Annotated in this window: 13 protein-coding genes; 6 read left to right on the plus strand and 7 right to left on the minus strand. The window is 61.6% G+C overall.

The features are described from left to right. The first annotated feature begins 107 nt into the window (after positions 1–107). Entirely contained in the window at positions 108–1,337 is a 1,230-nt protein-coding gene (serA, locus tag LOY52_RS25650) for a phosphoglycerate dehydrogenase (protein ID WP_025112046.1), read from the plus strand. Between the two features lie 62 nt (positions 1,338–1,399). Here serA and LOY52_RS25655 read toward each other — a convergent pair whose 3' ends face one another. After that, entirely contained in the window at positions 1,400–1,825 is a 426-nt protein-coding gene (locus tag LOY52_RS25655; protein WP_096797591.1) for a DUF4399 domain-containing protein, read from the minus strand. 135 nt (positions 1,826–1,960) lie between these two features. Between LOY52_RS25655 and LOY52_RS25660 the strand changes: the two genes are divergently transcribed. Next, positions 1,961–2,524, plus strand: a complete 564-nt coding sequence (locus LOY52_RS25660; protein WP_258677043.1) for a transporter substrate-binding domain-containing protein — start codon at positions 1,961–1,963, stop codon at positions 2,522–2,524. Between the two features lie 104 nt (positions 2,525–2,628). On the opposite strand, the gene LOY52_RS25665 is transcribed toward LOY52_RS25660, so the two are convergent. Together LOY52_RS25665 and LOY52_RS25670 are read right to left on the minus strand one after the other, a co-directional pair. After that, positions 2,629–3,114, minus strand: coding sequence for a DUF523 domain-containing protein (locus LOY52_RS25665; protein ID WP_258677045.1), 486 nt, complete (start codon positions 3,112–3,114; stop codon positions 2,629–2,631). 1 nt (position 3,115) lies between these two features. Further along, on the minus strand, positions 3,116–3,748 hold the full coding sequence (locus LOY52_RS25670) for a 2OG-Fe(II) oxygenase (protein WP_027610525.1): 633 nt from the start codon (positions 3,746–3,748) through the stop codon (positions 3,116–3,118). A gap of 108 nt (positions 3,749–3,856) precedes the next feature. Between LOY52_RS25670 and LOY52_RS25675 the strand changes: the two genes are divergently transcribed. Further along, the gene (locus tag LOY52_RS25675; protein ID WP_123585780.1) at positions 3,857–4,609 is read left to right on the plus strand and encodes a DUF2059 domain-containing protein; all 753 of its coding nucleotides are present in this window, start codon (positions 3,857–3,859) and stop codon (positions 4,607–4,609) included. Positions 4,610–4,738: 129 nt separating this feature from the next. Here the strand turns inward: LOY52_RS25675 and LOY52_RS25680 are convergent, their stop codons facing one another. Further along, positions 4,739–5,686, minus strand: a complete 948-nt coding sequence (locus tag LOY52_RS25680) for an alpha/beta hydrolase (RefSeq protein WP_258677050.1) — start codon at positions 5,684–5,686, stop codon at positions 4,739–4,741. Between the two features lie 99 nt (positions 5,687–5,785). On the opposite strand from LOY52_RS25680, the gene LOY52_RS25685 reads away from it, so the two are divergent. Continuing rightward, on the plus strand, positions 5,786–6,364 hold the full coding sequence (locus LOY52_RS25685) for a DUF6436 domain-containing protein (RefSeq protein WP_258677052.1): 579 nt from the start codon (positions 5,786–5,788) through the stop codon (positions 6,362–6,364). A 102-nt stretch (positions 6,365–6,466) separates the two neighbouring features. Then, positions 6,467–8,878 (plus strand): penicillin acylase family protein, encoded by a 2,412-nt coding sequence (locus LOY52_RS25690; protein ID WP_258677054.1) that lies wholly within the window; start codon positions 6,467–6,469, stop codon positions 8,876–8,878. A 115-nt stretch (positions 8,879–8,993) separates the two neighbouring features. Here LOY52_RS25690 and LOY52_RS25695 read toward each other — a convergent pair whose 3' ends face one another. Then, positions 8,994–9,959 carry a GlxA family transcriptional regulator gene (locus LOY52_RS25695; RefSeq protein WP_258677057.1) on the minus strand — a complete coding sequence of 322 codons (966 nt, stop codon included), beginning with the start codon at positions 9,957–9,959 and terminating at the stop codon, positions 8,994–8,996. Positions 9,960–10,185: 226 nt separating this feature from the next. Between LOY52_RS25695 and LOY52_RS25700 the strand changes: the two genes are divergently transcribed. Next, positions 10,186–10,827: an HD domain-containing protein gene (locus LOY52_RS25700; RefSeq protein WP_258677059.1), complete on the plus strand. Its 642-nt coding sequence runs from the start codon at positions 10,186–10,188 to the stop codon at positions 10,825–10,827. A gap of 142 nt (positions 10,828–10,969) precedes the next feature. Here the strand turns inward: LOY52_RS25700 and LOY52_RS25705 are convergent, their stop codons facing one another. Continuing rightward, a complete protein-coding gene (locus tag LOY52_RS25705; protein ID WP_258677061.1) occupies positions 10,970–11,860 on the minus strand; it encodes an ABC transporter permease subunit in 891 nt (296 codons plus the stop codon). Continuing rightward, entirely contained in the window at positions 11,857–12,738 is an 882-nt protein-coding gene (locus tag LOY52_RS25710) for an ABC transporter permease subunit (protein ID WP_171061891.1), read from the minus strand. The genes LOY52_RS25705 and LOY52_RS25710 overlap by 4 nt, the downstream gene beginning before the upstream one ends. Positions 12,739–12,748 lie beyond the last annotated feature (10 nt).

Below are 12,748 nucleotides of genomic sequence, written 5' to 3' on the forward strand. Positions count from 1 at the left end.
GACCAGTGCCCAAGGCCGGTTCTGCGGTAACGGCTTTCCTGCCGTTTGGGTCAGCTCCAGGCTGCTCCCCTCCCTGCCATTTTTCTCCGGGATACAGGTTTACGCAGATGAGCAAGACTTCTCTCGATAAGAGCAAGATCAAGTTCCTTCTTCTCGAAGGCGTCCACCAATCGGCTGTCGACGTCCTCAAGGCGGCGGGCTACACCAGCATCGAATACCTGACAGGCTCCCTGCCGGAAGCCCAGCTCAAGGAAAAGATCGCTGACGCTCACTTCATCGGCATTCGTTCGCGCACCCAACTGACCGAAGAGATCTTCGATCACGCGAAGAAGCTGGTCGCGGTCGGCTGTTTCTGCATCGGCACCAACCAGGTTGACCTGAGTGCTGCCCGCGAGCGCGGCATCGCCGTGTTCAACGCGCCGTACTCCAACACCCGTTCCGTCGCGGAACTGGTGCTGGCCGAAGCGATCCTGCTGCTGCGCGGCATCCCTGAGAAAAACGCTTCCTGCCACCGTGGCGGCTGGATCAAGTCCGCAGCCAACTCCTTCGAGATCCGTGGCAAGAAACTGGGCATCGTCGGCTACGGCTCGATCGGTACGCAGCTGTCGGTTCTGGCGGAAGGTCTGGGCATGCAGGTGTTCTTCTACGACACCGTGACCAAGCTGCCGCTGGGCAACGCCACGCAGGTCGGCAACCTGCACGAGCTGCTGGGCATGTCCGACATCGTCACCCTGCACGTACCGGAAACCGCTGCGACCCAGTGGATGATCGGCGAGAAGGAAATCCGCGCCATCAAGAAGGGCGGCATCCTGATCAACGCCGCGCGCGGCACCGTGGTCGAGCTGGACGCCCTGGCGGACGCGATCAAGGACAAGCACCTGATCGGCGCGGCCATCGACGTCTTCCCGGTGGAGCCACGCTCCAACGACGAAGAGTTCGAAAGCCCGCTGCGTGGCCTGGACAACGTGATCCTGACCCCGCACATCGGTGGTTCGACTGCCGAAGCGCAAGCCAACATCGGTCTGGAAGTGGCGGAAAAACTGGTCAAGTACAGCGACAACGGTACTTCGGTGTCGTCGGTGAACTTCCCGGAAGTGGCCCTGCCGGCTCACCCTGGCAAGCACCGCCTGCTGCACATCCACGAGAACATCCCGGGTGTGATGAGCGAGATCAACAAGGTCTTCGCCGAAAACGGTATCAACATCTCCGGTCAGTTCCTGCAGACCAACGAGAAAGTCGGTTACGTGGTGATCGACGTCGACGCCGAGTACTCGGAGCTGGCACAAGAGAAGCTGCAACACGTCAACGGTACTATCCGTAGCCGCGTGCTGTTCTGATCCGACGCTGAGCGACAAAAAAAGGGAGCCTTCGGGCTCCCTTTTTCATGCGTGCGAAAACGTCATTCGACGTTGACGGTGATCTTCTTCGAGACGATCGGCGGATCGAACGCCATGTGGCCGCTGTCACCCAGTTCCAGTTGCAAGGTGTGCTTGCCCGGGGCCAGTTTGATCGTGGCCTCGGTCTGCGCCTTGCCGAAGTGCATGTGGTTGGCGTCGGTCGGCACGACGGAACCGGCCGGAACGATTTCCTTGGCATCGATCAGCAGGTGATGGTGACCGGTGTTCTTGGTGACATCACCGGCCGGCGCCAGCGCGATGTCCTTGACCCCGAACTTGACTTTGAACTCCTGAGAAACCGTGGCCCCGTCTTCGGGAGAAACGATGAACACTTCGGCGCCCTTGGGTGCCGGGGTCGCTGCACTGGCCAGCACTGAAACACCCATCAACAGGCCAGCCAAGGCTGCTCGTGACATAAACGTTTTCATTCTCTTCTCCAGTTTTTCCGTAAAATCCGCGCGGTCATGACAACTTCATGACCATTCGTTGTCGAAGGCACTCGACAACCATAGCAAAGCGAGCCTGACTCAGAGCATCGCAATAATGATTTCAAAGGAGTGACCATGCGCTTTCTGCCTGGCCTGATCTGCCTGCTACCCCTTCTGAGCCCTCTGGCTCACGCCGAACTGATTGATGACGTCAACGACCGTGGCGAGTTGCGCATAGCCCTTGAGGCTAATACACCGCCCTTCAATTTCAAGGATGGCGACACACTCACGGGGTTCGAGGTCGAGCTTGGGCAACTGCTGGCCAACGAGCTGGATGTGCGCGCCGACTTTATCGTCACCGACGAAGCCGACCTGCTCCAGGGCGTTGAAAGCGGCAAGTACGACGTCGCGCTCAACCACATAGCACTGACACCTGAACTCAAGGATCGTTTCGACGTCAGCGAGTCTTACGGCAAGGTCGATTCGCAGCTATGGGCGAAGAAAGATGAGCAACCACGCCCGATGGTGCTGGTACAGGCGCTGACCGAGGAGAAGCCGAAGGCGAAGCCAGTGGAACTGGCGATTCCGTTTCAGAAGGGCAACCCGGCGTTTCAGGCGAGCCTTTCGGGTGCACTGCAGCGGATCAAGGCGGATGGGCGCTTGGCGGCGTTGTCCGCGAAGTGGCTCACCGAACCGTAGGAGCTGCCGCAGGCTGCGATCTTTTGATCTTGATTTTAAGGATCAAAAGATCGCAGCCTCGTTTCACTCGACAGCTCCTACAGAAGAACCCGGGGGTGGGCTTTTTAGTCGGGTTGGGTCAGGGCCATTGCGGCCTGCGGTAGTTCGAGTTCACTGAACACTTGAACCCCATGGCGTTTGAGCAGCGCCGCCGTCACGCCTTCTCCCGAGACCTTCACCCCACTGAACGTCCCGTCATACGTCAGCAAATTCCCGCAGGAAGGACTGTTGGCCTTGAGCACCGCCACGCAGATGCCATGTTTGTGCACCAGCGCCAGCGCTTGCCGCGCGCCATCGAGAAACTGCGCACTGACGTCCTCGCCCTCGGTGGTGATCACCGCCGCCGTGCCATCGAGCACTTCGGCGCCCTGCCCGCCCGGGATCTCCGCCGCAGCACGTGGAGTCGGCAAGCCGCCAGCCACTTCCGGACACAGCGGCACCACCCGCCCTTCGGCGATCCACTGTTCGAGCAGAGCGAACGGACCGCTGGCCCCGCCGTCGTAACGCACGCGGTGGCCCAACAGGCAACGGCTGACCAGAATCTTCTGCATATCAGAACGGCTCGTTGCCACGGCGGCGGAACCAGCCGGTCAGCGACAGGCGTTCACGGTGCGCCGGCAGCACTTCATGGGGTACCTCGCCGGAGAGGAACACCACCAGACAGCCGCCGGTGGGTTGCACGTCATGTACTCGGTCTTCGTCCAGATACATGCGCAACTGACCGCCGTCTTCCGGCAGCCACGCGTCATTGAGGTAAACCACCGCCGAAACCATGCGCCGGTCATCGTCGCGAAAACGGTCGACGTGCTTGCGGTAGAACGCGCCCGGCGGATACAGGGCGAAGTGGCACTCGAAATCCTCGAGGCCGAGGAACAGCCCACGATTGAGCGCCTCGCGCAGGCTGTCCATCAGGTTCAGATAACGGTCGCTGGCCTCGGCCTGGCCCGGGTCGATCCACTGAATGTGGTCGCCACGAATGCCCTCGCGAATCTCCGAAAACGGCCCACGGCCTACCGCTGCCGGCGCCAGCTCGCCCTCGGCCTCACGTTTGCGGCACTCGGCCGCCAGCTCGCGGGTCAAACCTGCGGGCAGGAAAATGTTCTGCTGCGACCAGCCATGCTCGGCCAGGTCGTCGACGATGCGTAACAGCAGCGGGTGTTCGGAGGATATTTGCATGGCGCGCATAGTATGCCGGCGGCAAGAAATCCGACAGAGCCACGCGGCGGCTTGATACGAATTCTCGACAAGTACCGGCACCGCACGGAGAATAGTCCGCTGCTGACAGGAGTCCCTATGCGCCGTTTGCTTTTTTCACTGTTGATGTTCTGCGTTTTGCCCGCCTGGGCGGACGGCCACGATCAGTTGTACAAGATCGCCGGCTGGCCAGATCAACGTGCGCATTTCAATGATGCCCTGAGTGCCGCGCAGCAGCGCTACCAGAACAACCTGCCACCGGCGGTGTTTCAAGCCCTGGTCAACAACAGCAACCAGCGCTTCGCCCCCCAGGCGATGGACCAGCGTGCCGAAGCGCAACTGCGTCAGCACCTTGCCGATCCACAACCGGCGCTGACTTTCTTCCAGTCACCGCTGGGCAAGAAAATCGTCGCCGCTGAATTGCTTGCCACCCGTCGCGATCAACTGGCGAAAAACGCCAAAGGCCTGCCGAAGATGCAGGCCAGCGACAGCCGTCTGCTGATCATCGGCCATCTGGCGCAAGCGCTGCCCGCCCGCGAGGCCGGCGCCGAAGTCAGCCTGGCGATTGCCGGGGTGGCGGCAGACAGCTTGAGCTCGATGATCCCCGGCCTGCTCGGTGGCGGTCAGGCGCAAGGCATGCTGAACGGTCAGCGCCAGCGCCTGATGGAGCAGATCGGCACCGACTTGAACAACACGCTGCTCTACGTTTATCGCGATCTGTCGGATGACGAACTGGAGCAGTTCGCGACCTTTGCCGAGTCCAGCGAGGGCAAGGCGTACTACCAGGCGGCGCTGGCGGCGATTAGGGCGGGGTTGGCGGTGGGGCAAAGCTCCTCGAACCTTGGCCAGTAAGCTTTATCGCCTTTCAGACCGCCATCGCTGGCAAGCCAGCTCCCACAAGGATTTTCATCAAATACAGAGTTTGTGAACGCCGGAAAACCTGTGGGAGCTGGCTTGCCAGCGATGAGGCCAGCAAATCCCCTAAAGATTGCGCCCTCTGATCCGCTTGTTCAGAAACTCGAAATACTCCTCGCGCATCTCCAGGGTCTCGTTCGCCAGATGATGCCGCGCCTCCGGCAGCAGCAGAATCTGCGGCCGGTCGAACTTCCACTTCAGCACCTGCAAGTTGTGCTGCCAGTCCACGGTCATGTCTGCCTGCCCCTGAATGATCAGCGGCCGTCGCGGACTTTTTTTCGCGTGTTCGACGCGGATGATCCAGCGCGACAGCGCACCGACCCACGCGGTCGGCAAGCGTTTGGGCTGTAACGGATCGGTCTGCAGGAACGGCAGGAAATCCGGGTCGTTGGAGTTCTCGCTGAAGCGCCGGGTGACGCCCCGCACGAAAGGCCTCAGCAAATAATAACTGAGCTGCGACCAACCCCAGGCACGCGGACGCACCAGCGGCGCCAGCAGAATCAGCTGGCCCTGCGCCGGACTGTTCTCGCCATGATTAAGCACATGATCGACGACAATCGCGCCGCCGGTGCTTTGTCCGCACAGGTGCCAGGGCTGCGGCAGGGCGATCGAACTGGCTTCAGCGAACAACGCCTGCAAGGTGTCCTGATATTCGGAGAAGTCGCGAATGCTCGCCCGCGCTCCGCTCGACAGGCCATGGCCCGGCAAGTCGCAGGCGATGACGGCAAAATCCTGATCCAGCGCCCACTCGATCACATGCCGATACAGCCCGGTGTGATCGTAAAAACCGTGCAGCAGAAACAGCGTGCCCTTGACCTTTTCCGGCCACCAGCAATGGCTGACCAGTTCATAACCATCGACTTCGAACCGGCCCATGCCGCGCCAGACATCGCGCTCGGGGAAGTCGGTCTGATAGAACCGCTGATACGCCTTCGCCTCGTCCGACAACGGCTGCCATTGGGCCAAAGGCTTGAGGCTGGCGCGTAAATGATCGGCATCGAAAGTGTCAGGCATGCGGGTATTCCAAAGCGGTAAACAGACTTTATCGGCCTGCGATATTCATCTGTTGCGGCAAGCATGGCAAGCTAGCCCCCCTTCGAGGATCGAAAAACCATGCGCTCGCCCTACCGCACCGCACTGTTTGCCAGCCTGCTCGCGCTTGTGTGTGCCGGGGTGCTGTGGGCGGCGTACGACTGGTTTCAGGGGCGCTATCTGCGCGCGTTCAGTCAGCACACCGCGGTGTTTTCCGGTGATCCGTTGCGCCTGCCGGATGAACTGGCCGGCCCCGGCAAAATCCGTCTCGTGCATTTCTGGGACCCGGCCTGCCCATGCAACGTCGGCAATCAACAGCACCTGACGGAAATGGTCGAGCAGTTCGGCGCGCGCGGTGTGGAATTCTTCGCCGTGCAGCGCGCCGGCTCCCACGGCCAGTTGCCCGCCACCCTGAGCAATCTGAAAACCATTGCGGTATTGCCCGGTTCCGAGCAGGTACCGGCCAGCCCCGCCGTGGCGATCTGGGACCGCAGCGGCAAACTGGCGTACTTCGGGCCGTACAGCGAAGGGCTGACCTGCAACTCCAGCAACAGTTTTATCGAACCGATCCTCAATGCCCTGACCGAAGATCGCCCGGTCAACGCCACGCACACCCTGGCGGTGGGGTGTTATTGCCCGTGGCCGGTGCTGGCGCAGTAAGGCATTCCGGACTTTTCGAGGACAGCGATGCACGGCACGGAAGGTCTGTGCTAATTGTTTGCAGCCCGACGGGCGGCAATCCCGCATGCACAAGGAGTCACCATGAAACGCGTGTTCACCGTTCTTGCCTTGCTCATCGTTGTCCTGCTCGCCGGCGTCGGCGGGTACATCTACAGCAAGCAACCAACGCGTCAGGGCCAGGTGGAGCTGCGCAATCTGCAGGGTTCGGTGACCGTGCGTTACGACGAACGCGGGGTGCCGCATATTCGTGCCGAGAACGAAACCGATCTGTATCGCGCCCTTGGCTACGTGCATGCCCAGGACCGACTGTTCCAGATGGAAGCCATGCGCCGCCTCGCCCGTGGCGAGTTGGCCGAAGTGCTCGGGCCGAAGCTGCTCGACACCGACAAACTGTTCCGCAGCCTGCGCATCCGCGAACGCGCTGCCAGTTATGTCGCCAGCCTCGATAAGCAGTCACCGGCGTGGAAGGCCCTGCAAGCCTATCTGGACGGCATCAATCAGTATCAGGACAGCCACGCCGCGCCGGTGGAGTTCGACGTGCTGGGCATCCCCAAGCGGCCGTTCACCGCCGAAGACAGCATCAGCGTCGCCGGTTACATGGCCTACAGCTTTGCCGCCGCGTTTCGCACCGAGCCGTTGCTGACCTACGTGCGCGATCAACTCGGCGCCGATTACCTCAACGTCTTCGACCTCGACTGGCAGCCCAAGGGCGTGCTTGCCAAAGGTCACGCCAAAAAGACGCCGGCCCTCGCCGCCAGCGACTGGAAAGACCTCAACGCCCTCGCCCGCCTCAGCGAGCAGGCGCTGATTGAAAACGGCCTGCCGCAATTCGAAGGCAGCAACGCCTGGGTGATCGCCGGCAGCCGCAGCCAGAGCGGCAAACCGCTGCTGGCCGGTGATCCGCACATTCGTTTCTCGGTGCCGTCGGTGTGGTACGAGGCGCAACTGTCGGCGCCGGGGTTTGAGTTGTACGGCCATCATCAGGCGCTGGTGCCGTTCGCGTTCCTGGGGCACAACCTGGATTTCGGCTGGAGCCTGACCATGTTCCAGAACGACGATCTGGATCTGATCGCCGAGAAGGTCAACCCGGACAATCCGAATCAGGTCTGGTACCACGGCCAGTGGACCGATCTGGTCAGCACCGAGCAGCAGATCGCGGTGAAGGGCCAGGCGCCGGTGAAGCTGACCTTGCGTCAGTCGCCCCACGGCCCGATCGTCAACGACGCCCTCGGCACTGCTGCCGGTAAAACACCGATCGCCATGTGGTGGGCGTTCCTCGAAACACCGAACCCGATTCTCGAAGGCTTCTATCAGCTCAACCGCGCCGACACCCTGGCCAAGGCCCGTGCGGCGGCGGCCAAAGTCCAGGCGCCGGGGCTGAACATCGTCTACGCCAATGCCAAGGGCGACATCGCCTGGTGGGCCTCGGCGCTGTTGCCGAAACGCCCGGCTGGGGTGAAGCCCGAGTTCATCCTCGACGGCAGCGGCAATCAGGCGGACAAGGACGGTTACTACCCGTTCAGCGCCAACCCGCAGGAAGAAAACCCGGCGCGCGGCTACATCGTCTCGGCCAACTTTCAGCCGCTGTCGCCGACCGGGATGGAGATTCCCGGTTACTACAACCTCGCCGATCGCGGCCAGCAGCTCGACCGTCAGCTCAGCGACAAGAGCGTGAAATGGAGCAACGAGACCAACCAGAAGCTGCAACTGGGCACCACCACCGCCTACGGCCCGCGCACCCTGGCGCCGCTGCTGCCGGTGCTGCGTGAGGTGGTGAGCGATCCGGCGCAGCTGAAACTGGTCGAGCAACTGGCGCAGTGGCAAGGCGACTATCCGCTGGATTCGGTCAGCGCCACAGTGTTCAACCAGTTCCTCTACGACCTCGCCGATGCGGCGATGCGTGATGAGCTGGGCAACGATTTCTTCGAGACTTTGCTGTCGACCCGGGTGATCGATGCAGCCCTGCCGCGCCTGGCGGCGAACGCGGATTCGCCCTGGTGGGACAACCGCAACACGCCGAACAAGGAAACTCGTGCCGACATCGTCAAAGCGGCGTGGCAGGCGAGCATGACGCACCTGAAACAGACCCTCGGCGACAATCCGTCCGACTGGCAATGGGGTACGGCGCACACCCTGACCCATGGCCATCCACTGGGACAACAGAAGCCACTGGACCGCATCGTCAACGTCGGGCCGTTCGCCGCGCCGGGCAGTCATGAAGTGCCGAACAACCTCTCAGCCAAGCTCGGCCCGGCGCCGTGGCCGGTGACTTACGGGCCTTCGACGCGGCGGCTGATGGACTTCGCCGACCCGGCGCACAGCCTGACCATCAACCCGGTCGGCCAGAGTGGCGTGCCGTTCGACAGCCACTATGACGATCAGGCCGAAGAGTACGTCGAGGGGATGTACGTGCAGGCGCACTTCAGCGAGGAAGAGGTGACGGCCAATACGCGCAGCACGTTGAAGCTGTTGCCGGCGCGGGCTGCGCAGTAGTCTTGTGCTGACAGCACCGGCCCCTTCGCGAGCAGGCTCGCTCCCACATTTGAAAAGCATTCCCCTGTGGGAGCGAGCCTGCTCGCGAAGGGGCCCTCAAGAACAACACTGGAACTCAGAGCAGCACAGCAAAATTCAGCCGGAACTGCTGCGGCGTCACCCCCAACCGGCGATTGAACACACTGCGCATGTGCTGCGCATCGCGAAACCCGCACTGATACGCCACAGTCTTCAGCGGCGCCGTGGTGCTTTCCAGCAGCACCCGCGCCGCATCCACCCGCGCACTTTCGACGAACTCCGCCGGGGTGACCCGGGCCTCGCGGGCGAACACCCGCGAGAAGTTGCGCGCACTCATGTTCGCCGCACTCGCCAGATCGGCAATAGTCAAATCCCCGGTGAGATTGGCCAACACATACAACTGCACCATCTCCACCGCCGACGTCGGCTCCGCATGCGGCGTGAGGAACGGACTGAACTGCGACTGCCCGCCCGAGCGCTGGGTGAACACCACCAGCCGCTTGGCCACACTCAGCGCCACCTCGGCGCCGTGATCGCGGGCCAACAGGTACAACGACAGATCAATCCCGGCGGTGACCCCGGCCGAAGTGTAGAGCGCACCGTCCTCGACATACAGGCGGTCGGCCTCGACTTGAGTCGATGGACACAACTGGGCCAAGGCTTCGGCATCGTTCCAGTGGGTGGTCACGGTGCGCCCTTCGAGCAACCCCGCCCGCGCCAGCATGAACGCGCCGTTGCAGATCGAACCAAAGCGCCGCGCACGGGCGCAGGCTTCACGCAGCCAGGTGTCGAAAGGCTTGCCGAAATCCATGAACGGTAACTGCGGGCCGCCGGCCACCAGCAACAGGTCCCAGGCATCGAGTGCTTCGCTGAAATGTCGATGGGCGCTGAGGTTCAGGCCATTGGAACAAGCCATCGACCCGCGTTCGAGGCCGATCACCTCCAGTTGATAGTGATCATCAGGCGGCAAAAAACGATTGGCCTCGGCGAACACATCCATCGGCCCGCTGACATCCAGCGCCTGCACGCCGGGAAATACCACGATGGCGATGGTTTTGTTCATGACTGTGGATTCCCTTTCAAGAGCAAAAGATCGCAGCCTGCGGCAGCTCCTACAAAGGAATGTGGACAACTGTAGGAGCTGCCGAAGGCTGCGATCTTTTTAGCTTGGCACGATTTGCAGGTTGATTGGCAAGGATCGCAGCCATGCGTTGATTGTCCGTTTAGTGCCTCGGGGAACAGACTTTGTCCATCAGCGCCACGACGGCGTTTTCGATGAGGATACCTTCATGAGCACGACCATTGCCGGCATCAAGATCCCCGACAGCGCCCTCGCCCGGGCCACCACCGAGTACATTCGCGACATCGAATCCGACTTGCTCTATCACCACTCGCGTCGGGTGTTTCTGTTCGGTGCGTTGAGCGGTGAGCGCCAGCAACTGGCCTACAACCCGGAGCTGCTGTACGTCGGCGCGATGTTCCACGACCTCGGTCTGGTCAAAGGTTATCGCAGTGACGACGAGCGTTTCGAAGTGGATGGCGCCAATGCGGCAGCGGCGTTTCTCAAACCGTACGGGCTGAGCGATGACGACATCGAGCAAGTCTGGCTGTCGATTGCCCTGCACACCACGCCGGGCGTGCCGAAGCATTTGCGACCGACCGTGGCGCTGGTCACCGCCGGGGTCGAGATGGACGTACTGGGCATGGATTACGCGGCGTTCAGCAGCACCCAGCGCGAGGCGGTGGTGCATGCGCATCCACGCGGGGAAGGTTTCAAGGAGTGCATCATCTGTGCGTTTGCCGACGGCTTGCGCCATCGTCCGCAGACCACGTTCGGCAACGTGAAGACCGATGTGCTGGTGGATCAGGAGCCGGGGTTCAAGCCGATGAACTTCGTCGAGGTCATCCGCCAATCTCCTTGGACTTCCTGAAACCAACTGTGGGAGCGAGCCTGCTCGCGAAGGGGGCGTATCAATCAACATTGATGTTGAATGACGCACCGCTTTCGCGAGCAGGCTCGCTCCCACACAGGAAGTGGGCTGCCCCCGGTAAGGAGGCAACCCGATATCGCGCTCAGGCCGCTTCCGGTGCAGGCGCGCGGCGCACGTCCGGTTGCTTCCACGAATCGGCGGCGCCTTCTTCGATGGCTTGCTGGATGGCTTTCTTGCGCGCTTCTTCGGCGCGGCGGCTGAAGAACCACACCATGAACGTCACGATCGACACCGCCAGCAGAATCAGGCTGGCCACGGCGTTGATCTCAGGCTTCACGCCCAGACGCACCGCGGAAAACACTTCCATCGGCAGCGTGGTCGAACCCGGGCCGGAAACGAAGCTCGCCAGTACCAGATCGTCCAGCGACAGAGCGAACGACATCATGCCGCCCGCTGCCAGCGACGGCGCGATCATCGGGATGGTGATCAGGAAGAACACCTTCCACGGCCGTGCACCGAGGTCCATCGCCGCCTCTTCGATCGACAGGTCCAGCTCACGCAGACGCGCCGACACCACCACCGCCACATACGCCGCACAGAACGTGGTGTGGGCGATCCAGATGGTGACGATGCCGCGTTCCTGCGGCCAGCCGATCATCTGCGCCATGGCCACGAACAGCAGCAACAGCGACAGACCGGTGATCACTTCCGGCATCACCAACGGCGCGGTGACCAGGCCACCGAACAGCGTGCGGCCCTTGAAGTGGGTGATGCGGGTCAGCACGAAGGCGGCCAGCGTACCCAGCGCCACCGCCGCAACGGCGGTATAGCAGGCGATTTCCAGCGAGCGCACCACCGAGCCCATCAGTTGGGTGTTGTCGAGCAGGCCGACGTACCACTTCATCGACCAGCCGCCCCACACCGTCACCAGTTTCGAGGCGTTGAACGAGTAGATCACCAGGATCAGCATCGGCAGGTAGATGAACAACAGACCCAGTACCAGCATCAGGCTTGAGAAACGGATGCGTTTCATTCTTTGCCCTCCATTTCCTTGGCCTGACTGCGGTTGAACAGGATGATCGGCACAATCAGGATCGCCAGCATCACCACCGCCAGGGCGGACGCCACCGGCCAGTCACGGTTGTTGAAGAACTCTTGCCAGAGCACTTTACCGATCATCAGCGTTTCCGGGCCGCCAAGCAGTTCCGGGATCACGAACTCGCCGACCACCGGGATGAATACCAGCATGCAGCCGGCGATGATCCCATTCTTGGACAGTGGAATGGTGATTTTCCAGAAGCTGTTGAAGGTGCTCGAACCGAGGTCGGAAGCGGCTTCCAGCAGGCTCTGATCGTGCTTCACCAGGTTGGCGTACAGCGGCAGGATCATGAACGGCAGGTACGAATAAACCACGCCGATGTAAACCGCGAGGTTGGTGTTGAGGATCTGCAGCGGCTCGTCGATAAAGCCCATGCTCATCAGGAAACCGTTGAGCAGGCCGTTGTTGCTGAGGATGCCCATCCACGCATAGACGCGGATCAGGATCGCAGTCCAGGTCGGCATCATGATCAGCAGCACCAGCACTGTCTGCAGTTCTTTGCGCGCACTGGCGATGGCGTAGGCCATCGGGTAACCGATCAGCAGGCACAGCAGCGTGCTGAAGAACGCCATCTTCAGCGAGCCCAGGTAAGCAGCGATGTACAGCTCGTCGTCGCCCAGCATCGCGTAGTTACCGAGGTTCAGCAGCAGTTGCAGCTTCTGTTCGGCGAAGGTGTAGATCTCGGTGTACGGCGGGATGGCCACATCGGCTTCAGCGAAGCTGATCTTCAGGACGATGAAGAACGGCAGCATGAAGAACAGGAACAGCCAGATGAACGGAACCCCGATGACCAGTTGCCGGCCATTGGGAATTATTCGGTTG

The sequence above is a fragment of the Pseudomonas sp. B21-051 genome, assembly GCF_024748795.1.
In the GTDB taxonomy this organism is placed as follows: Bacteria; Pseudomonadota; Gammaproteobacteria; order Pseudomonadales; family Pseudomonadaceae; genus Aquipseudomonas; species Aquipseudomonas putida_A.